The organism is Streptomyces sp. NPDC006997, from assembly GCF_040635175.1.
Classification (GTDB): domain Bacteria; phylum Actinomycetota; class Actinomycetes; order Streptomycetales; family Streptomycetaceae; genus Streptomyces.
Window position 1 is genome coordinate 132155 of the sequence record NZ_JBEYHH010000011.1, and the last position, 22311, is coordinate 154465.

Annotated in this window: 14 protein-coding genes; 8 read left to right on the forward strand and 6 right to left on the reverse strand. The window is 71.3% G+C overall.

Annotation, left to right across the window (positions count from 1 at the left end; translation table 11 throughout):
* Window positions 1–195 precede the first annotated feature (195 nt).
* From ABZ659_RS13605 to ABZ659_RS13620, 4 genes are all read left to right on the forward strand, one after another.
* Entirely contained in the window at window positions 196–9342 is a 9147-nt protein-coding gene (locus ABZ659_RS13605; protein WP_360217818.1) for a DNRLRE domain-containing protein, read from the forward strand.
* 138 nt (window positions 9343–9480) lie between these two features.
* Window positions 9481–9978 (forward strand): hypothetical protein, encoded by a 498-nt coding sequence (locus ABZ659_RS13610; RefSeq protein ID WP_360217821.1) that lies wholly within the window; start codon window positions 9481–9483, stop codon window positions 9976–9978.
* A gap of 120 nt (window positions 9979–10098) precedes the next feature.
* Window positions 10099–10608 (forward strand): SigE family RNA polymerase sigma factor, encoded by a 510-nt coding sequence (locus ABZ659_RS13615; RefSeq protein WP_360217824.1) that lies wholly within the window; start codon window positions 10099–10101, stop codon window positions 10606–10608.
* 58 nt (window positions 10609–10666) lie between these two features.
* Window positions 10667–11971, forward strand: coding sequence for a hypothetical protein (locus tag ABZ659_RS13620; protein WP_360217827.1), 1305 nt, complete (start codon window positions 10667–10669; stop codon window positions 11969–11971).
* 163 nt (window positions 11972–12134) lie between these two features.
* Here the strand turns inward: ABZ659_RS13620 and ABZ659_RS13625 are convergent, their stop codons facing one another.
* Window positions 12135–12584: an ATP-binding protein gene (locus ABZ659_RS13625; protein ID WP_360217830.1), complete on the reverse strand. Its 450-nt coding sequence runs from the start codon at window positions 12582–12584 to the stop codon at window positions 12135–12137.
* A 380-nt stretch (window positions 12585–12964) separates the two neighbouring features.
* On the opposite strand from ABZ659_RS13625, the gene ABZ659_RS13630 reads away from it, so the two are divergent.
* Window positions 12965–14323, forward strand: coding sequence for a M14 family metallopeptidase (locus ABZ659_RS13630; protein WP_360217833.1), 1359 nt, complete (start codon window positions 12965–12967; stop codon window positions 14321–14323).
* On the opposite strand, the gene ABZ659_RS13635 is transcribed toward ABZ659_RS13630, so the two are convergent.
* The 4 genes from ABZ659_RS13635 to ABZ659_RS13650 all read right to left on the reverse strand — a co-directional run bounded on the left by ABZ659_RS13635 (window position 14324) and on the right by ABZ659_RS13650 (window position 17142).
* On the reverse strand, window positions 14324–14875 hold the full coding sequence (locus ABZ659_RS13635; RefSeq protein ID WP_360217836.1) for a hypothetical protein: 552 nt from the start codon (window positions 14873–14875) through the stop codon (window positions 14324–14326). It abuts the gene before it with no gap.
* A 72-nt stretch (window positions 14876–14947) separates the two neighbouring features.
* A complete protein-coding gene (locus ABZ659_RS13640) occupies window positions 14948–15358 on the reverse strand; it encodes a RidA family protein (RefSeq protein WP_360217839.1) in 411 nt (136 codons plus the stop codon).
* Window positions 15359–15367: 9 nt separating this feature from the next.
* A complete protein-coding gene (locus ABZ659_RS13645; RefSeq protein ID WP_360217842.1) occupies window positions 15368–16129 on the reverse strand; it encodes an IclR family transcriptional regulator in 762 nt (253 codons plus the stop codon).
* Window positions 16126–17142, reverse strand: a complete 1017-nt coding sequence (locus tag ABZ659_RS13650) for a sugar kinase (protein WP_360217845.1) — start codon at window positions 17140–17142, stop codon at window positions 16126–16128. Before ABZ659_RS13650 ends, ABZ659_RS13645 begins: the two co-directional genes overlap by 4 nt.
* A 194-nt stretch (window positions 17143–17336) precedes the next feature.
* Here ABZ659_RS13650 and ABZ659_RS13655 point away from each other — a divergent pair, with 194 nt between their 5' ends.
* Complete coding sequence (locus ABZ659_RS13655; RefSeq protein ID WP_360217848.1) at window positions 17337–18605, forward strand: alanine racemase; 1269 nt, start codon at window positions 17337–17339, stop codon at window positions 18603–18605.
* 8 nt (window positions 18606–18613) lie between these two features.
* Window positions 18614–20224, forward strand: a complete 1611-nt coding sequence (locus ABZ659_RS13660) for a D-aminoacylase (RefSeq protein WP_360217851.1) — start codon at window positions 18614–18616, stop codon at window positions 20222–20224.
* A 6-nt stretch (window positions 20225–20230) separates the two neighbouring features.
* Here the strand turns inward: ABZ659_RS13660 and ABZ659_RS13665 are convergent, their stop codons facing one another.
* On the reverse strand, window positions 20231–20950 hold the full coding sequence (locus ABZ659_RS13665) for a hypothetical protein (RefSeq protein WP_360217854.1): 720 nt from the start codon (window positions 20948–20950) through the stop codon (window positions 20231–20233).
* Window positions 20951–21076: 126 nt separating this feature from the next.
* On the opposite strand from ABZ659_RS13665, the gene ABZ659_RS13670 reads away from it, so the two are divergent.
* Window positions 21077–22288 carry a pyridoxal phosphate-dependent aminotransferase gene (locus ABZ659_RS13670; protein WP_360217857.1) on the forward strand — a complete coding sequence of 404 codons (1212 nt, stop codon included), beginning with the start codon at window positions 21077–21079 and terminating at the stop codon, window positions 22286–22288.
* Window positions 22289–22311 lie beyond the last annotated feature (23 nt).

Sequence of the window (22311 nt, forward strand, 5' to 3'; positions counted from 1 at the left end):
CGATGCCCGTTTGTCGGCAAGTGTCATGAGGTGTCTTATCGTTTGACTTCGCGTCAGCCGACCAACTAGAAACCCCGGCGCCATTTCCCCGAGGTTTTTCGGTATTTCCGAAAGATCGCTTCGATATGGCATTTCAGCCAGGTTCTATCAGGAAGGTTTGGCGTGAGACCCAGACTGGGAAGGGTAACGGCCTGCTTGGCGGCAGCCGCGGTGATCAGCACCGCACTGCCCCAGCTCGCCTATGCCGCACCGCCCTCGAACGACGACACAGACAGTGGCGGCGGAATCGTCGACGCCGTCAAAGGCTGGTTCACCGACGACGACTCCGAAACTCCCGAGCCGCCCTCGCACGACGAGGCGGACATAGCCGACCGGCAGAAACTGCCCAAGGGCAAGAACGCGCCACAGGCGAAGCGCATAAAGGAGCTGACCGGGCGGCGTACCGCCGACGCCCGGTTCTGGCAGCTGTCCGACGGGCGCGTGCAGGCGGAGGTCTCGGCCACGCCGACCGCCTACCGGTCGGGAAAGTCCTGGAAGGACATCGACCCCACGGTCGGCGCATCCGACCGCAAGGGTTACGCGTTCGCCAACACCAGCAACGCGACGCGCAGCTGGTTCGGTGCGGACGCGGAGCGGCTGCTGCGGGTGGAGTCGGCGGACGGGCACGCCGTCACCGTCGGCCTTCCGCGGGCCGGGGAACTGCGTCCGGTCGCCGAGGGCGACGTCGTCACCTACCAGGACGCGGTGTCCGGCGCCGACCTGTCGTACCAGGTCGGTCCGGGACGGGTGAAGGAGAACATCGTCCTGGACCGGGCCCCCGACGGCCCCCTCACCTTCACGTTCACCCTGGACACGGACGGTCTGACGCCGAAGGCGGCCAAGGACGGCTCGATCGCCTTCTACGGCGAGTCGACCGACCCGGTGCTGGTGATGCCCGCCGCGTTCATGACCGACGCCAAGAAGGACCGCGAGTCGCCGTACGGCACCGCCTACAGCACCGCCGTACGGCAGAGGCTGACCCGGGACGGCGACGGCTGGAAGCTCACCGTCGTACCGGACGCCGCGTGGCTGGCCGCGAAGGACCGTCAGTATCCGGTCGTGATCGACCCGACGATCCAGATCGCCCCCACGCCCAGCACGGCGCAGGACGTGATGATCTCGTCGGACGGCCCGGCGTCGAACTACGACGACAACTGGCGCCTGTCCGTCGGCAACACCTCCACCGGCAGCTCCCGGGCCCTGCTCCGGTTCCCCGTCGGCAGCATCCCGGCCGGGACCCGGCTGGACTCGGCCGATCTGCGGCTGTACTACGACCAGACCCACACCACCGGCTCCACCGAGGTACAGCTGGAGGCGCACCGCGCCACCGGCGCCTGGACCGAGTCCGGCGCCACCTGGGACAACGCCAGCGGCCTGACCGGTGAACTGTCCGGCACCTCGGTCGTCGTGGACGACGGGGACACCGGGACCACCGCGGCGACCGGCTCCTGGCCCGCGTCCGGGAACACGGCGTACACGCAGTACGCGGTCGGGCAGGACTACCGCTACAACAAGGACTCGGTGGCCGCCGACGCCTACACCTGGCAGCCCAGCCTTCCCGAGGACGGCGACTACCAGGTCGAGGCGCACTACGTGCCCGCCTCCGACCGCGCCACGAACGCGCCCTACACGGTCACCTACGACGGCGGCTCCCAGACGTACAGCGTCGACCAGTCGGCGGGCAGCCAGGGCGTGTGGAAGACGCTGGGCACCCACCCCTTCCAGGCGGGCACCGCGGGCAAGGTCGTCCTCGGCGACGGCCCCGCCTCCACCAGCACGGCCGTCATCGCGGACGCCGTCCGGTTCACCAAGGGCGGTGTGGTCACCAAGCGGCCCTCGCAGGTGAACGCCTGGCACTCGTTCCCGGTGACGAAGACGGTCCAGCAGTGGATCGACGGCACGTACGACAACCACGGCTTCGTCGTCAAGGCGGGCGACGAGTCCGCCAGCGGGCCGAAGGGCGGTCCGCGCTACGAGGGCAGCGAGTACGCCTACAACGGGGAGACCGCCAACTACCCGCGCCTGGTCCTCACCTACGGCCGTCCGGGCGTCGAGCTGGAACCACCGGCGACGATCCACGACACCGGCGCGGAGCTGAGCTGGTCGGCCTACACCGACCCCTCCACGACCACCACCGACGACGACCTCGTCGAGTACCAGGTGCACCGCTCGGTGTTCCAGACGTTCACCCCGTCCGCGGCCACCCTGGTCGCGCCGGTCTCGTCCGGGACCACGTCCTACACGGACACCTCGGCCACCCCGACCGCGGCCGACAGCGCCGACCCGTTCGGGCGGGCGTACTACTACATGGTCGCGGTCAAGACCAGGGACGGCCGCGTCACCCCGGCGCCCACCCAACTGGTCCGGCTGCCGAAGGCGGGCCGCACCACCAAGGTCGTCTGGGCCGCCCAGGACACCACCCTGTCCTCGGCCGAACCGTCCACCCCGCACGACAGCCTCGAAGACGGCATCGCGCAGCCCTGGATGACGGTCGGCAACAACTCCACCACCTACGGCACCACCCGCGCGGCGCTGAAGTTCCCGGCCCTGGACATCCCGTCCTCGGCCCGCGTCCTGAACGCCACCGTCCGCCTGTGGGGCACGCAGACCACCACCGGGGCCTCCGGCGCGGTCTACGAGATGCGCCCGCTGACCCGTGACTTCGACGAGGCCACGGCCACCTGGACCAAGGCCGACGCCACCACCGGCTGGACCACGGCGGGCGGCGACTTCGGCACCGCGGTCTCCGACACCGCCCCCTCCCGCAGCAACGACCCCTCCCGGCAGGACTGGAGCGCCACCAGCCTCGTACAGGACTGGGTGCGCAACCCCGGCGGCGGCCAGGGCGTGCTGCTGAAGATGCGGGACGAGTCCGTCCAGCAGGAACGGACGGTGTTCCTGTCCTCGGAGGCCGCCGAGCAGCAGCTGCGTCCGCGGACGGTCGTCACCTACATCGACTCGACCACCGCCTCCACCTACCACGCGCCGAAGACCCCGGCACGGATGACCCCGAACTCGGACTACTCGGTCGAGTTCACCCTCACCAACACCACCGACACCGTCTGGCGCGCCGCCGACCAGGCGCTGTCCTACACCTGGTCCCTGCCCGACGGCACCGACGCCACCACCGGCGGCATCCAGGTCAGGACCGCCCTGCCCAGGGACGTCGTCCCCGGTGACACCGTCACCGTCCAGGCCCTGGTGAAGACCCCGATCAACAGCGACTCGGGCAACAAGCGCACCGAGTACGTCCTGACCTGGGACCTGCTCGACACCACCACCGGCACCTGGCTCTCGGAGGGCACCGGCGGCATCCCCGGCCTCCAGCAGAACGTCGCGGTCGAGGACCCCACCTCCAACACCCTCGGGCTGGAGAAGTTCTACGCCTACACCGGCAAGAACACCGGCGCGGGCTCGACGGTGATGAACAACGTGGCGGCCGGTAACAGTGTCTGGTCGTACAACGCCATCAACAACCCGGGCCGCGGGGTCAACACCTTCTTCCGCGTCGCCTACAACTCGCTCGACACCAGCGACACCGTCCTCGGTGGCGGCTGGTCCGGGCAGGCCACCGGTCCGCTGCGCCTCGGCGCGCCGCTGGACTTCCATCCCAACCCGAACCCGACCGAGGTGCGCCTGCCGGACGGCGACGGCACCACCCACGTCTTCCGCAAGCAGACGGACGGCACCTGGAAGGCGCCCGCGGGCGTCCACTACCGGCTCACCGCCCAGCCGGGTTTGGACTGCACCCCGGACAAGGACCCGGTCCCGGACGCCTGGACGCTGCTGCGCCCGGACGGCACCCGCTTCCTCTTCGGCTGCGACGGCTATCTGACGTCCGTCGTCGACAACGACGGCAACACGCAGACGTACACCTACGAGGAGCGCAGGTCCAACAACAAGCCGACCAAGTTCCTCACCTACATCACCGACCCCACCGGCCGTCAGTCGCTCACCTTCGCCTACTACCGCAAGGGCGACGCGTCCTACGACTACATCGACGACACCGGCGCCAAGGTCACCGGCTCCCACCTGACCAACTCCAGGATCTACGACCACATCAAGTCCGTCACGGACGTCTCCGGTCGCAGGATCACCTTCTACTACACCGACAAGGGCCTGCTCGGCCAGCTGATCGACGGTGAGGACGCGTCCCAGCCGAAGGTCTTCACGTTCACCTACGACGCCACCCAGGGCAACAAGAACGTCAAGCTGGTCGAGGCCACCGACCCGCGCGGCAACGCCACCCGGCTGACGTACTACTACCCGCAGACCGGTGACGACCCGAAGTACCACTGGTGGACGAAGACGATCAACGACCGGCTCGGCCACGACACCGGCTTCGGCTACGCCGCGGACACCGTGAACACCAAGTTCACGAAGACCACGGTCACGGACGCCGAGGCGCACGCCACGACGTACGTCACCGACGACTTCGCCCGCCCGGTCGAGCTGGTCAACGCCAAGTCGCAGACCACGAAGCTGGCGTGGGACGCGGACAACAACGTCACCTACCTGGAGGAGAACAACGGCGCCAAGGCCGCCTTCTGCTACGACCAGAAGACCGGCTACCCGCTGCGCCAGTGGGACCCCGAGACCACCAGCACCTGGGGGACGTTCAACCCGACCGACTACTGCGACCCGGCGAAGTACCCCGGTGGCGCCACGGCGATGGTCTACCAGACGCGCGCCGACGGCTATGCGGCCAACCTGTGGCGCAGGACAACGCCGCTGGGCAACACCTGGGAGTTCGGGTACGACACCTTCGGCAACCCCACGTCGGTCACCGACCCCGAGGGCGTGGCCACCGCGACCGCCGGGGACTTCACCTCGACGACGGCCTACGACGTGTACGGCCAGCCGCTGACGGACACCGATGCCAACGGGCACACCACCCACTACGCCGAGTACACGCCGTCCGGCTACCCGAAGCGGATCACGGACGCGCTGGACCACTCCACCTGGTTCGCCTACGACGAGCGCGGCAACACCACGGAGTCCGTCAACGCCCAGGGCGCCAAGGTCACCCAGGCGTACGACTACTTCGGCCGCCCGCTGGCGCAGACGTCGCCGAAGGACCAGGCGGCGGGCGCCCTCATCACCACCCCGGCGCCGCGGTACGACGCCAACAACAACATCGTGCGGGCCTACGCGCCGAACGGCGCCGTGACCTCCTCGGTGTACGACGCGGCCGACCGGATCACCGACTCGCTGGCCCCCGTGGACCAGACGGGCGACCCCGAGCGCCGCACCACCACCACGTACGACAAGGTCGGCAACGTCAGGACGGTGACCGAGCCCAAGGGCAACCTGACGGCGACGGTCGGCGACTACACCACCACCTACTCGTACGACGAGATCTACCAGCCGGTCTCGGTGGTCAACGCCCGCGGCGACCAGGTCACCAGCGAGTACGACGACGTCGGCAACCTGGTCACCGTCGTCGACCCGAAGAAGAACGCGACCGCGGACACGTCGGACTTCACCACGAAGTACACGTACGACCTGGACCACCGGGTCGTGAAGACCACGGACGCCAAGGGCGAGTTCACCACCGTCCACTACGACCTCGACGGCCGCACGGACCGGGCGACGGACGCCGAGGGCAACACCACGGAGACCGCCTTCGACCGGCGTGGCCTGACCACGCAGGTGACCGTCCCGTACGCCAAGGACGCCTCGGGGACGATCACGTACCGGACGACCCGGTTCGAGTACGACGAGGTCGGCAACCGGACCAGGGTGATCAGCCCGCGCGGGGTCGCCACCACGGACGACACCACCGACTACACCACGGAGACCGTCTACGACGAGCTGAACCGGGTCAAGGAGCAGCTCACCGCCTTCGACAAGGACGACTCCCGGTACGCCACCCCCGACCGCACCCTCTACTCGTACGACGCGGTCGGGCAGCTGAAGGAGGTCTCGGCACCGCCGTCGGACGGCCAGTCGGTCCGCAACGTCACGTCGTACGAGTACTACGACAACGGCTGGGTCCGGCAGGCCAGGGACCCCTTCGACATCACCACCACCTACGACTACAACCTGCTGGGCCAGCAGACGAAGAACACGCTGACCTCCGCCGGCGGTTCCTCGCAGCGGACCATGACCTGGGACTTCTACCCGTCGGGCAACCAGAAGGCGCGCTCCGACGACGGCATCCCGGTCGGCAGGCAGGTCGTGGTCGTCGACTCGTCCGACGTCCACAACACCGCCGAGCAGGGCGCCTGGAACACCTCCCAGGCGACGGAGCAGTGGGGCTACAACGTCCGCACCAACGGCGCGGGCACCGGAGCCGACACCTTCACCTGGCAGCTGGTGATCCCGCAGGACGGCACCTACGAGGTCTTCACCCGGCACGGTGAGGTGACGGGCGCGGCCACCGACGCCCCGTTCACCGTCACCCACTCCACCGGGTCGGCGACCAGGGCCGTCGACCAGTCCGCGAACGCGGGCGAGTGGGTCTCGCTGGGCTCTTACACGTTCACCGAGTCGGGCACGCAGAAGATCACGCTGTCCGACGACGCCAACGGCACGGTGATCGCGGACGGCATCAAGCTGGTCCGCTCCACCACCGGTGAGACCGACAACGAGAAGAAGGACTTCACCTACGCCTACGACGCGAGCGGTCTGCTCACCGAGGTCAAGGACCTCTCCCCGGGTGCCAGGGCGGACGCCTACACCATGGCCTACGACGAGCTGAACCAGCTCACGAAGGTCGAGGAGAAGCTCGGCACGACGGTGAAGAACACCACGTCGCTGACGTACGACCACAACGGCAACATCGACTCGACCACGCACGACGTGACCTGGTCGGCGTTCGAGTACGACGTCCGCGACATGATCGACCGGATCACCAACGCGGACACCCCGACTGCGGGCAACCAGCAGATCACCACCTTCACCTACACCGACCGCGGCCAGCCGCTGAAGCAGGTCAAGCCGAACGGCAACACCGTCGACTACGCCTACTACCTCAACGGCGCCGTCAAGCGGCAGATCGAGAAGACCGGGGCCGGGACGGTCGTCGCCAGCCACGACCTGGAGTACGACCCGAACGGCAACCGCACCAAGGACACCGCGAAGGTGATGAACGCCGACAACTCGGCGGACACGCTCGACACGGTGTCGGCCTTCGACTACGACCCGCAGGACCGCATCGCCAAGGTCACCAAGACCGGCGACGCGGCGGGCACCGAGACGTACCGCTACGACGGCAACTCCAACATCGTCGAGCAGACGGTCAAGGGCGTCACGACGACGTCGACGTACGACCGCAACCGCCTGCTCAAGACGACGGCGTCGGGTGTCTCGTCGACGTACAACTACGACCCGCTGGGGCGCCTGGACACGGTCTCGTCCAACGGATCGACGCAGGAGAAGTACACGTACGACGGCTTCGACCGCGTCGCCAGGCACACGGCGGGCACGGGCACGTCCGCGAAGTCGACGACGTACGCGTACGACGCCTTCGACCGCACCGCGCGGGAGACCACGTCCGGGACGAACGGGAAGACCACGGTCTTCACCTACCTGGGCATGGAGAACAAGGTGCTGCGGGAGGAGGTCGCGGGCAAGGCGACCAAGTCCTACCAGTACGCGCCGTGGGGCCAGAAGCTCACCCAGATCAAGCACGACGCCGACGGCACGAAGGAGTACTCGCACTACCTCTACCACCCCAAGGGCGACGTCGAGGCCGTCACCAAGCCCGACGGCACGACCCGCGCCACCTACGGCTACACGGCCTACGGCTCGGACGACGAGGGCCGCTTCACGGGCGCCGACAAGCCGGACGACTCGAACCCCGACAAGGAGGCGTACAACGAGTACCGCTACAACGCGCACCGCTACGACGACGGTTCCGGCACCTACGACATGGGCTTCCGGAACTACGACCCGGGCCTGAACCGCTTCCTCACCCGCGACATGTACGGCGGCGCGCTGGCCGACATGTCCCTGGCCACCGACCCCTACACGGGCAACCGGTACGCCTTCGCGGGCGGCAACCCCATCTCCTTCGTGGAGCTGGACGGCCACCTGTTCGGCATGGACATCTCCCTGTCGGACATCGGCCACGCCGCCCTCGACGTCGCGGGCATGGTCCCGGTCATCGGCGAGGCCGCCGACGTCGCCAACGGCATCTGGTACGCGGCGGAGGGCAACTACGCGGACGCGGCCCTGTCGATGGCGGCGGCGGTGCCGGGCCTCGGCGCGGCGGCCACGGCGGCCAAGTACGCCAAGAAGGGCGCCAAGGCCGCGGACGCGGTGAAGAGCGGCAGCAAGGCGTCCAAGGCGAAGCCGAAGGCCAAGAGCAGCAACTCGGGGAGCAAGAAGTCCGGTTCATCCAAGTCCGACGCCGGTCAGGCCGCGGCTTGCCCGGTACAGCCACAGGGTGACAAGCCGCAGAGCTTCGTCGCCGGGACCAGGGTGGTGATGGGTGATGGTTCGGCCAAGCCCATCGAGGACCTGAAGGTCGGAGACATGGTCCTCGCAACCGACCCCGAGACCGGGGAGGCGCAGGTCCGTCCCGTCACGGACACCCGCAACAACAAGGGCGACAAGGACCTGGTCTCCCTCACCGTCGCCACGGGCGGCAAGGACGGGGAGGCCGGACGGGACGACATCACCTCGACGTCCGCCCACCTCTACTGGCTGCCGGACTACGGCCGGTGGGTCGAGGCGGGGGACATCGAGCCGGGCACCTGGCTCCTCACGCCGGACGGTGACTGGGTCCAGGTCATCACGGTCGAGGACAGCAGCCGGGACGTGCGCGTGTACAACCTCACGGTGGAGGGGGTCCACAGCTACTACGTCCAGGCCGACGGCACGCCGCTGCTCGTCCACAACGCCACGCCGAAGAAGAAGTGCGGCAAGGCGAAGGCGGGACACACGTACCGGGGCGGCTCACGGTACAAGGACCTGAAGGATGTCGACCCCGCGACCGGGAAGGTGAAGAAGACCAACGTCCCGGGCACCGAGATCAACCACATGCCCTCGAACCAGAGCACGCCCCTGGCGCATGGCAACGGCCCGTCCATCCAGATGGACGAGTTCGACCACGTGCAGACCTCGAGCTGGGGCAGGGGCGCGGCCGTTGACTGGCAGAAGAGGCAGCGGGCACTGGTCAACAGCGGCCGCATCGATCAAGCCATGCAGATGGACATCGACGACATCGTGACCAGATTCCCCGGCAAGTACAACAACGCCATCGGAGAAATGATCGGAGACCTGCCCAACAACGCGGACTTCCAGGCACTGCGCACTGTGCCCACGGGAGTGCACGTCCAGTTGACTCTCTGGTGACGCTGCGCACCGGAAGGTGTTAGCACGCGCGGAGGGCTGAACTGGCCCGGGTCGGCGCACCGTGAGCCCCAACTCGCGGTGCGCCGGCCGTCCCATAGGGCGTGCTTCAATATCAGAACCAGGAGGGGAGAGGAATTGATGGTGGGCGACATCGCGCCGTGGGTCGGAGTCGCAGAAATACGGTTCGGCGATTCCAGGAAAGCGCTCAGGGACCGGCTGGGCGAATACCGCTCCTTCCGGAGAACCCCTGACACCCCGCCGATCGATCACTACATGGAGGCCGGAATGATGCTCGGCTTCGATGGGGCCGACCGGCTGGACGTGATCGAATGCACTGACCGGGCGGACCCGGCGCTGTTCGGCGTGCGCCTGACTGGCCGCCCTCTCGCCGACGTCCTGGCGGGCCTGGACGAGCGACGGGTGCCGTACGTCGTGGATGACTCGGGCTGCACCCTCACCGGTCTCGGGGTCGCGCTCTACTCTCCGGCTCCGGACGAGCCGGACGTCGAAGTGGAAGGCGTGGCGGTCTTCTCCCGGGCCGCCGTCTCACGGGACGAGGCGGACAGCGGGCGCGCCGAGGACGGTGACACCGCCGCGTCACCGCGGGAACCGCCGCAGGCCGACGTCCTCTTCTGACCACGCCGACCGGACGCAGAGGACTGAGGTGTGATGGAGGACGTGTGAAACATTTCCCGGGTCCCACCGCATCAGTGAAGTGTCAGGACAGCGACGTGAGTGGGGCGGGGAGAACGGCGTATGAGACAGGGGCGGGCCGATGAGTACGCGGAGTTCGCGGCGCTGCGGGCCGGGCATCTGTACCGGTCGGCGTGTCTGCTGACCGCCGGTGACACCCATCTGGCCGAGGACCTGGTGCAGGAGACCCTGGGGCGGCTGTACGTGAGCTGGCACCGGGTGAGCCGGGCCGGTAACCCCGCCGGGTACGCGCAGACCGTCCTCACCCGCACGTTCCTCGCCCAGCGGCGGCGGCGTGCCAGCACCGAGCGGGCCACCGCCGTACTCCCGGAGTCGGCGGCGCCCGGCGCCGGGGACACGGCGCTGCGGCTGACGCTGCTCGACGCGCTCGCCCAGCTGCCCGCCAAGGACCGTGCCGTGGTCGTACTGCGCTACTGGGAGGACCGCAGCGTCCAGGAGACCGCCGACGTCCTGCACGTCAGCTCGGCCGCCGTGCGGACCCGGTGCGTACGGGCCCTCGGGCGGCTCCGGGAGCTGCTCGGCGAGGACCTCGACGAGTTCGCCGCCGCCTGAGCCGACCCCCTCGTCCGTTCACCTTCCGCACCTCACCTTGTCGAAAGGGTGGTTCGTCATGCCTGTAGGACCCGACATCCCCGGAGGACGCCCCGGCGAGCCGTCGGCCGACCCGTTCGAGGGGCGGCTCGAAGCCGCCCTGCGGGAGGCGGGGGGCGGCTTCGAGACCGACGGGGCCGCGCTGGTCACCGCCGGGCAGGCGCGCGGCCGACGGCTGCGGCTGCGGCGCCGGGCCGCGGTGCTCGGCAGCGTGGCCTCGCTCGCCCTGGTCGGGGTGGGCGGCGCGCTCGTCCTGCCCGGTTCGGGCGGCGGCAGCGGCGCGGAGGAGGCCTCCCCCGCCGCGAGCCGGCAGCAGGTCGCCACGTCCCCCACCGCCCCGGCGGTCGACCCCGTCACCGGTGACGCCATGCTCACCGCCCTGAAGGAGTTGCTCCCCGACGGGGACGTCAGCCAGGAGCAGAGCGGCGGCGGGTCGCAGGGCTCCGCCTACGCCACCGTCGTCTACGACGACGGCCAGGGCGGCGGCGCGCTCGGCGTCACCGTCGACCTGATGGACCCGCGCGACGAGGGCACCGCGCAGATGACGACCTGCCCCGACAAGACGGCCGTCTCGTACGACTCCTGCGACTCGACCAAGCTGTCGGACGGCTCGGCGCTGATGCTGCTCCAGGGGTACGAGTATCCCGACCGCCGCGTCGACACCAAGCTGTGGCAGGCCCACCTCGTCACGCCCGAGGGCTACCACGTGAGCGTCGCCGAGTGGAACGCCGAGGCGGAGAAGGACGCGCCCGTCACGCGGCCGGAACCCCCGCTCACCCTGGCGCAGCTGGAGACGATCGCCACCGCCGACGTCTGGCGGGACGCCGCCGCGTCGCTGCCCGGCAACCCCAAGGGCGTCCCGGACGGCGGCGAGACCCGTCCGGAGGTGCCGCCGGTGACCGGGCCGCCCGTCCTGGAGGTGCTCACCGACAAGCTGCCCGAAGGGCTCCACGTGGTCTCCCAGGAAGGCGGTGACAGCGTCGAGTACGGCTACGTGATCGTCGACGACGGCGACGGCCGCAGTCTGGTCTCGGTGCAGGTGCAGACCGGCATGTCCGATGTCGCGGACGACCTGTTCGGGCCCGACGACGAGACGCTGGGCGACGGCACGCGGGTCGCCGAGCGTCAGCGTCCCGGGGAGAAGGGCGGCGAGGGCGTGGTCTGGTGGACGGTGGACACCCTGCGGCCGGGGCCGAACGGCGAGCGCGTGATCGTCGACGCCTTCAACAGCGAGGCCCAGCACACCGCGGCCACCCGGGAGGAGCCCGCCCTGACGATGGCGCAGCTGCGGGAGATCGCCCTCGACCCGCGCTGGTTCAACTGAGCCGGCCACCTCAGCCGAGGAAGTCCGACCACGGCTGGTCCCCGACCTGCTTCACGCACAGCACCAGGAACAGCAGCCCCGCCACGGCGAGCATGGCGACGACGGGGACACCGGCGTTCCCGTCGGTGTCGCACGCCCTCCACCCTCCGCCCGGGTGCGCGGGCTACGGTTGCCGCCGTCCGCAGCCGTCGCCCGCGCAGGTGCCGAGTTCGAACCAGACGGTCTTGCCCGGCCCGTCCTGGTGGCAGCCCCAGCGCCGGGCCAGCGCGGAGACCAGGAACATGCCCCGGCCGCTCTCGGAGGCGCCCGCGTCGAGCACCTGCGGGGTGCGGCGGCCCGCGTCGGCGACCTCGCAGCGCAGCACGCCGTGCGCCGCGCTCAGGGTGAGCTGGAAGCGGCTGGCGGAGTGCAGCAGGGCGTTGGTGGCCAACTCGCTGACCAGCAACTCCGCGGTGTCGACGGTGTCGCCCCGGTCGGCGAGCCCCCATTCCTCCAGCCGTCTGCGGACCTCCGCGCGGGCCTCGCGCACGGCGGAGGGGCGGGGGTCGTACTCAACGCTCGCATGGCCCGCTCCCAGCGGGGGCTGGGGGTAGGCGGGGGCTGGTGCGGACATGGAATCCCTGTCGGTAGGAGGAGCGGGGCGACCGGCGGCCCCGTCGCGGCGCTGATCCGCGTTCACACTCTCCCCACACCTCACATATATGCACGCCTCCATCACCCCACCGGGTGCTCTTTACCGCGCACCCCGCCGGGTGCGCGGCCCGCGCGTACACTGCGCGGCCCATTTCCGAAGGGTTCCCGCCACCCGGCCACCCTTCACTCTTGACCTGCTCATGCCATTCCCGCGACTCTGAGCGCCAGCACCGGCACGCCGTACACCGCGTGCCGTACACCGCACGTCGCACGTCGCACGTCGCAGAAAGCACCACCCCCCGCTCCACGCCCTCCCCACTTCCGGAGACCCCGGAAGACCTGGAGTTCCTAGGAGACTTCATGCGACTTCGCATCCGCGGCTCAGGCGCCCGCCCCGGCAGGCGCACCGCCGCCCTGGCCGCCCTCGCGGCCTTCGCGCTCGCCGCTCCCCTGGCCGTCACCGCGACCGACGCCACCGCGTCCGGCGCTGCACGGTCCACCACGGCCTCGGCGGACGACATCCGCCAGTACGAGGTCCACCTGCACTCCGACGCCAGGACCCGCACGGCCCTGCTGCGCACCGGCGTCTCCATCGACGAGGTGCACGGCCACGGCGTGGTCGTCTCCGGCCGCGCCGACCAGATCCGCGAACTCCGCCGCCTCGGCTACGACGTCACCACCCTGGGCGAGGTCCCGGACCGGTCGTCCGCCGCCGACGGCCTGCGGCTCTACGACTTCCCGTCGGCCGACTCCCGGTACCACAACTACGCGGAGATGACGAGCGAGATCAACTCGATCGTCTCGGCCCACCCGTCCATCGCCAGCCAGCGGGTCATCGGCACCTCCTACCAGGGCCGCGACATCGTCGCCATCAAGATCAGCGACAACGTCGGCACCGACGAGGCCGAGCCCGAGGTGCTGTTCACCCACCACCAGCACGCCCGCGAGCACCTCACCGTGGAGATGGCGCTCTACCTGCTGCGCGAGCTGACCAGCGACTACGGCACCGACTCCCGCGTCACCAGCATGGTGAACAACCGCGAGATCTGGATCGTCCCCGACCTCAACCCGGACGGCGGCGAGTACGACATCGCCTCCGGCTCCTACCGCTCCTGGCGCAAGAACCGGCAGCCCAACCCCGGCTCCTCCTACGTCGGTACGGACCTCAACCGGAACTGGAACTACCAGTGGGGCTGCTGCGGCGGCTCCTCCGGCTCGACGTCCTCCCAGACCTACCGCGGCTCGTCACCCGAGTCCGCGCCCGAGGTGCGGGTCGTCGCCGACTTCGTCCGCAGCCGGGTCGTGGGCGGCAAGCAGCAGATCACCGCGGGCGTCGACTTCCACACCTACAGCGAGCTGGTGCTCTGGCCGTTCGGCTACACCTACTCCGACACCACCACCGGCATGACCGCCGACGACCGCAACGCCTTCGCGACGGTGGGTCGGAAGATGGCGGCCAGCAACGGCTACACGCCCGAGCAGTCCAGCGACCTCTACATCACGGACGGGTCGATCGACGACTACCTCTGGGGCGCGCACAAGATCTTCGGGTACACCTTCGAGATGTACCCGCGCTCCAGTTCCGGCGGCGGCTTCTACCCGCCCGACGAGGTGATCGAGCGGGAGACCTCCAGGAACCGGGACGCCGTGCTCCAACTCCTGGAGAACGCCGACTGCATGTACCGGTCCATCGGCAAGCAGGCGCAGTACTGCGCCTAGTTACCCGGCGTCGTCCTCGCTGTCGGCCTCGGCGTCCGCTTCGGCCTCGTCGTCGAAGTACGCGTCGAGGACGGCGTCCAACCGCTCGTCCCACTCCTGGAAGCGGCTCCTGGCCGGTGCCTCGATCTCGATCGGGTACCAGCGCCGGTCAGGAGTGTGCACGGTGACGGTGTACCGCTTGCCGAAGCGGCCGGTCTCCGTCTCCACCGCCCCGATCTCGTCCCAGCGGAACTCACACGCCTGGTCGTCCAGGGAGAGTCGTACGCCCCGGTGGTCGGCGACGATCCGGGCCCGGCGGTCGGCGGCCTCGAAGACGGGGCCGTCGACCGCCTCCTCCCCGGCGGGCTCCTCCTCGACCGGTTCCTCCGCGACCGGCTCCGCCCCGGCCGCCGCGGCCTTCTCCGGCTCGGCCTCGTCCGGTGCTTCCGCGGCGTCGTCCTGGGCGGACTCCGCCGGCTCCTCGGACACGGGTGCGGTGAGCCCGGGGACGAAGGCCGGGTCGAACCCGGCGCCTTCCAGGGGCTGGCTGCTCGAACCTATGCGCTGCTCCACAGCGGGCAGTATGGTCCAAGAACCCGTGCCGGTCACAGCCAGCCCCCGGCATCGTTATACGAACATGCCCCGTCAGCCGAGCACGGCGAGCGCGTCGATCTCCACGAGCAGCCCCGCGGGCAGGCCGACGTACACGGTCGTACGGGCGGCGGGCGGCTGGGTGAGGGCCTGGGCCTCGAAGTACGCGTCGTAGATGTCGTTCATCTCCGCGAAGTGGCCGACGTCCGTGAGGTAGACCCGGATCATCACCACGTCGTCCCAGGACGCGCCGCCCTCCTCCAGGACCGCCTTGACGTTGGCGAGGGTCTGGAGGGTCTGCTCGCGCAGGGTCGGCCCGGCGGGCGTGGGCGGCCGGCCCTCCTCGGCGGGCAGGAAGCCGACCTGGCCCGCGACCTGGAGGACGTTGCCCTTGCGGACGCCGTGGGAGAACCTCGCGGGCGGGGTGGTGTGGGTCGGCGGGGTGAGGGCGGTCTTCTCTGTCACGGGGGGTCCTTAGCGTGGTCCGGTTCCGGGGGTCCTGCCGGAGTACTCCCCGCTGACGGCGTCCGCCGTGCGGCGCACCAGCGGGAGCAGGGTGAGGAGTTCGTCCGCGGTGACGACGACGTTGGGCGCCGAGACCGACATCGCGGCGACGACCCGGCCGTCCGCGCCCCGTACGGGCGCCGCGACACAGTTGATGGACTCCTCGTGGCCGCCGAGGTCGGTGGCCCAGCCCTGTTCGCGCACCTTCTCCAGCTCCCTGAGGAAGGCCGGGGCGTTGGGCGTCGAACGGGACGTGTAGAGGGGGTAGTCGAGCCTCTCCGCGAGGGCGCGGCGCTCGGGCTCGGGGAGGTCGGCGAGGAGCAGCTTGGCGACGGCGGCGACGGTGAGGGCGACCGGCTTGCCGATCCGGGAGTACATCCGCACCGGGTAGCGGCTGTCGACCTTGTCGATGTAGAGCACCTCGTTCTCCTCGTGCACGGCGAGGTGCACGGTGTGCCCGCACTGTTCGTTCAGCCGTACGAGGTGGGGGTGGGCGATCTCCCGGATGTCGAGGTTCTCCACCGCCTCCTGGGCGAGCGCGAAGAGCCGGGCGCCGAGCCGGTAGCGCTGGTCGGACTGGCGGTAGACGAGGCCGTGGTCGTGCAGGGTGCGCAGCAGCCGGAGCGCGGTGGACTTGTGGACGCCGAGGCGGTCGGCGACCCGGCCGAGGTCGGCGGGGCCCTCGGCGAGCAGCGGCAGGATGCTCAGCGCGCGGTCGACGGTCTGGCTCATGGGGTGGGTACCTCCTCCTCGCCCGGCTGCCGTACGTCACCGGTCCAGCCCGGGGCGAGTCGAAGTCTCCCCCACGTGGCGTCGTCCAGGGCGCACAGCCGGTCGGCGTGGTCGCGGGCGGGCGGCGCGGCGAGGTCGCCGGGGACGGTGAGGGCGGCGGCGGCCCACAGGTGGCCGTGCCGGAGCCGGTCGCGGGCGGGCAGCGCGCGCAGGGTGGCGGAGAGGAACCCGGCGGCGAAGGCGTCCCCGGCGCCGACCGCGGCGACGACGTCCACGGCGGGCGCGGGCACGAAGGTGGCGTCGGTCCCGAGGAAGGCGGTGGCTCCGGCGGGGCCCTGCTTGACGACGAGCGCCTCGGGCTCGGGGAGCGCGGCACGCACGGCGCGCGGGTCGGGTAGCCCCCACGCCTCGTCGGCGCCGACGAAGACCAGGTCGGCGCGGCGCGCGAGGTCGCGGAGCACGGCGGCGCCGTCGGTGTCCCGCCAGAGGCCGGGCCGGTGGTTGACGTCGAAGGAGACCAGCGGGCCCCGCGGGCGCCCCGTCAGCTCCCGTACCACCTCCAGGCACCCCCCGGAGAGCGCGGCGGTGATCCCGGAGAGGTGCAGGATCCGTCCGGCGCGCACCGCCGCGAGGTCCACGTTCCCCGGCGTCATCGCGGAGGCCGCCGACCCGGCGCGGTAGTACGCCACCTCGTGGGCGTCGGTGCCGCGGTCCCCCGCGGTGCGGAAGTAGACGCCGGTGGGGCGGGCGGGGTCGCGGGCCACGGCCGACACGTCGACGCCGTAGGAGGCGACGGCGGCGAGCAGGTGGTCCCCGAAGCCGTCAGCGCCGACCCGGCTGACCCACCGGGCGCGGTGTCCGGCGGCGGCCAGCGCGCAGGCCACGTTGGACTCGGCGCCGCCGATGGCCCGCGCGAAGGAGGGGACGTCGGCGAGGCGGCCCGGCCGGGAGGGCAGGAAGGTGACCATGGACTCGCCCAGCGCGACGACGTCGTAGGGCTCGCGGTCGGTCACGGTCGTCGGGTCTCCTCGGCGGCTGGCGTACGGAAGGCGGCTGCTGGTGCGGGAGGCGGCTGCCGTGCGGGAGGCGGCTGCTGGTGCGGGGCCGGGGTTCCGTTGACCCCGCGTGGCCGAGATGTTAGACAGCGACAAGCGTTGTGCGCAATGAGGATTGCGGAGAACGCAACGAACCTGATCAGGGAGGCCCCATGAGCCGCGAGGCGCTCGCCCGACTCGCCGAGGAACGCATCGACCACCGTTTCAAGGGCCTCCCGCCGGACGCCGACGGGCTGACCGTCGCCGAGCTGACCGCCCAGCGCCGCTCCCTGTTCACGGGCGGCTTCACCACGCCGGTGCTGGCCCTGTCCGCCGAGCGCCTGGAGCACAACCTGGCGCTCATGGAGACCTACGCGGACCGCCACGGCCTCGCCTTCGCCCCGCACGGCAAGACGTCCATGGCCCCGCGGCTGTTCCAGCGCCAGCTCGACCGCGGCGCCTGGGGCATCACCCTCGCCGTGCCCCACCAGGTGCGGGTGGCCAGGGCGTTCGGGGTGCGGCGGGTGTTCCTCGCCAACGAGCTGGTCGACCCGGCCGCGCTGCGCTGGATCGCCGCCGAGCTGGCCGCCGACCCGGACTTCCGCCTCGTCGCGTACGTCGACTCGGTGCGCGGCGTGCGGCTGATGGCGGAGGCGCTGCGCGGGGCCGTCCGCCCGGTGGACGTCGTGGTGGAGCTGGCGGCGGGCGAGGGGGCGCGCACCGGCGTGCGCACGGAGGCGGAGTGCGCGGAGGTCGCCGACGCGGTGGCGGCCGTACCGGGCGCGCTGCGGCTGGTCGGGGTCGCCGGGTACGAGGGCGAGGTGCCGCGGGCGACCCCGGAGCGGGTGCGGGCCTGGCTGGCGCGGCTGGTCGCGCTCGCCGCCGGGTTCGACGCGGCGGGCCGGTTCGCGGGGCTGGACGAGATCGTCGTCAGCGCGGGCGGCAGCGCCTGGTTCGACGCGGTCGCGGACGTGTTCGCGGAGTTTCCGGAGCTGTCCGCGCCGGTGCTGAAGCTGCTGCGCTCCGGCGCGTACGTCTCCCACGACGACGTCCACTACCGCAGGCTCACCCCCTTCAACCGGGTCCCGGAGGAGGGCGCCCTGGAGCCCGCGTTCCGGCTGTGGGCGCAGGTCGTCTCCCGCCCGTCGGCGGAGCAGGCGTTCCTCAACGCGGGCAAGCGCGACGCCGCCCACGACCTGGACCTGCCGGTCGCCCAGGTGGTGCGCCGGGACGGCGCCGAGCGCCCGGCGGCCGGGATCGAGCTGACCGCCCTGTCCGACCAGCACGCCTGGCTGCGCACCACGCCGGAGGCGGGCCTCGACGTCGGGGACTGGGTGGGCCTCGGGCTGTCGCACCCGTGCACGTCGTTCGACAAGTGGCAGCTGATCCCGGTGGCCGAGGCGGACGGCACGGTGGTCGACTACGTCCGCACGTTCTTCTAGGAGGCCCCATGGCTGACCTCGTCTTCCGGGACGCCGACGTCGTCGACGGCTCCGGCGAACCCGCGTACCGCGCCGACGTCGCGATCGACGACGGCCGGATCGTCTCGATCGTGAAGGAGGCCGCGGCGGCGGGCTGCCAGCGCCCCACCGCCACCCGGGAGCTGGACGCGGAGGGCCTTGTCCTCTCCCCCGGCTTCGTCGACATGCACGCCCACAGCGACCTGGCCCTGCTGGCCGACCCCGACCACAGCGCCAAGGCCGCGCAGGGCGTGACGCTGGAGGTCCTCGGGCAGGACGGGCTGTCGTACGCCCCGGTCGACGACCGCACGCTGGCGGAGGTGCGGCGGGCGGTCACCGGCTGGCACGGGCCCGGCGACGACGTCGACTTCGACTGGCGGTCGGTCGGGGAGTACCTGGACCGTCTGGACCGGGGCGTCGCGGTGAACGCGGCGTACCTGGTCCCGCAGGGGACCGTGCGCGCGCTGGTGGTCGGCTGGGAGGGCCGGGAGGCGACGCCGGCCGAGCTGGACCGGATGCGGCACCTGGTGGCGGAGGGCCTGGCGCAGGGCGCGGTGGGGATGTCGTCGGGGCTGACGTACGCGCCGGGCATGTACGCGCGGGACGCCGAGCTGACGGAGCTGTGCCGGGTGGTGGCGGAGCACGGCGGCTACTACTGCCCGCACCACCGCTCCTACGGCGCCGGGGCGCTGGGGGCGTACGCGGAGATGATCGCGCTGGCCCGGGAGGCGGACTGCCCGCTGCACCTGGCGCACGCCACGCTGAACTTCGGCGTGAACGAGGGCCGGGCGCCGGAGCTGCTGGCGCTCCTCGACGAGGCCCTGGCGGCCGGTGTCGACCTCAGTCTGGACAGCTACCCGTACACGCCGGGCAGCACCACCCTGGCCGCCCTGCTGCCGGGCTGGGCGAGCGAGGGCGGCCCGGAGGCGGTCCTGCGGCGACTGGCCGACGGGGAGACCGCCGAGCGCGTCCGGTACGACCTGGAGGTGACGGGCGCGGACGGCTGCCACGGGGTGCCGGTGGCGTGGGACACGGTCGAGGTCTCCGGGGTGACGGACCCGGCGCTCGCGGAGTACGTCGGCCGGACGGTCGCGGAGTCCGCGCGGGCGCGCGGCGAGACGCCCTGGGCGACCGCGCGCCGCCTGCTGCTGGCCGACCGGCTCGGGCCGACGATCCTGCACCACGTGGGGCACGAGGAGAACGTGCGGGCGGTGATGCGGCACCGGGCGCACACCGGCGGCTCGGACGGCATCCTCCGGGGCGCCAAGCCGCACCCGCGGGCGTACGGCACCTTCCCGCGCTACCTCGGGCGGTACGTGCGGGAGCTGGGCGTGCTGTCCCTTGAGGAGTGCGTCGCGCACCTCACCTCACGTCCGGCGGCCCGGCTGCGGCTGCCGGACCGGGGGCTCGTCCGCGAGGGGTACCGGGCCGACCTGGTGCTGTTCGACCCGGCGACGGTGGCGGCGGGCGCCACCTTCGAGCAGCCGCGCGCCCTGCCGGTCGGCATCCCGCACGTCCTGGTCGACGGCCGGTTCGTGATCGAGGACGGGGGGCGCACGGACGTCCTGGCGGGGCGGTCGGTGCGGCGCACGCCCCGCTGAGTGCCGCTACCTCGGGTTCCGCCCGTGGCCGTTGCCGGGCTTGTCGTCGGTTCCGGACCCGCCCGACCCGGCGGTCCCGCCGGAGTCGCCGTTGCCGGGGTCGCCGCCCCCGGCGGGTGGGGCCGTGGTGGGCGCGGTGGAGGTGGCGGGGGCCGTGGCGGTGGTGGCGCCGGACGACGGCTCGTCGTCCCCGGCGTCGGCGGCGCCCTCGGTGGCGCTCGGGGACGGGGAGGGCGACCGGGACGGCGTACGGCTCCCGGCGCCGTCCGACGCGTCCGCGTCCGGCACCGCGCCGGCGTCGGTGTCCTCGGCGGACGGTACGCCGGAGGGGTCTCGGCGGTCCTCGGAGCCGTCCGCCGAGGAGCCGGAGAAGGAGAACCCGACGATCAGCGCGGCGGCGCCCACGGCGCCCACGGCACCGGCGGCGACGGCGGCCCGGCGGGTGCGCCAGGCGCTGGGCTTGCGGCGCGCGCCACGTCCGGGCCGGGAGCGGGCGGCGGGCGGGGCCCCGGGCACGGCGGCCACCGGGACGACCGCCATCTCGGCGGTCGGTTGTTCCCCGGCGCCGACCGGGGGCAGCTCGCGGGTCTCGTCGTACGTGTTCTGCCAGCCGTGCGCGACGGCCGGGTCGGCGTACTCGTCGTACGACGGGGCGTCGGCGGCCTGGGGGTGGTAGACCTTCGGGGGCTCGTCGTCCGCGGGGGGCCGCTCGGGGTGCTCGGACATGGCCGGGCATTCTAGGGACTGGAGTGGCTGCTGGGACAGCGGTCGGCGATAACCGGACATACCGCGCTGTCTCGCGTGGCGGATAACACCACCCACGGAGCGTTACGCGGCCGTAAGCTCCCAGACATGCAGGTGATCCAGTCGACCAAGCTCGCCAACGTCTGTTACGAGATCCGGGGACCGGTCCTTGAGGAGGCGATGCGGCTGGAGGCCGCCGGTCACCGCATCCTCAAGCTGAACACCGGCAACCCGGCCGCGTTCGGCTTCGAGTGCCCGCCGGAGATCCTGGAGGACGTCCTCCGCAACGTCTCCACGGCCCACGGCTACGGCGACGCGAAGGGCCTGCTGGCCGCGCGCCGGGCCGTCGTCATGCACAACCAGACCCTCGGCATCGAGACGGACGTCGAGCACGTCTTCATCGGCAACGGCGTCTCCGAGCTGATCACGATGGCCATGCAGGGCCTGCTGGACGACGGCGACGAGGTGCTCGTCCCCGCCCCGGACTACCCGCTGTGGACGGCGGCGGTCTCCCTGTCCGGGGGGACGGCCGTGCACTACCGCTGCGACGAGCAGTCGGACTGGATGCCGGACCTCGCGGACGTGGAGCGCAAGGTCACCGACCGCACCAAGGCGATCGTCGTCATCAACCCGAACAACCCCACGGGCGCGGTGTACGACGCGGCGGTGCTCAAGGGGCTGACCGACATCGCCCGCCGCCACAACCTGCTGGTCTGCTCGGACGAGATCTACGACAAGATCCTCTACGACGACGCCGTGCACATCCCGACCGCGTCCGTCGCGCCCGACCTGCTGACCCTCACCTTCAACGGCATGTCGAAGGCGTACCGGGTCGCCGGTTACCGGGTCGGCTGGATGTCGATCTCCGGGCCGCGCGCGCACGCGGACTCCTACATCGAGGGCCTGACGATCCTGGCGAACATGCGGCTGTGCGCCAACATGCCGGGCCAGCACGGGGTGGTCGCCGCGCTCAGCGGACGGCAGTCGATCAGGGACCTGGTGCTGCCGGGCGGACGGCTGAAGGAGCAGCTGGACGTCGCCTACGAGCTGCTGACCCAGATCCCCGGGGTGTCCTGCGTCCGGCCGAAGGGGGCGCTGTACCTCTTCCCGCGGCTCGACCCCAAGGTGTTCAAGATCAAGGACGACCGGCGGATGGTCCTCGACCTGCTGCGCCGCGAGAAGATCATGGTGGTGCACGGCACCGGGTTCAACTGGCCGGAGCCGGACCACTTCCGGGTGGTGACCCTGCCGACCGCCGGGGACCTGCGGGACGCGGTGGGCCGGATCGGGCACTTCCTGGACGGCTACAGCCAGCCTTGAGCGCAGCTTCCGGAACCAGCCCT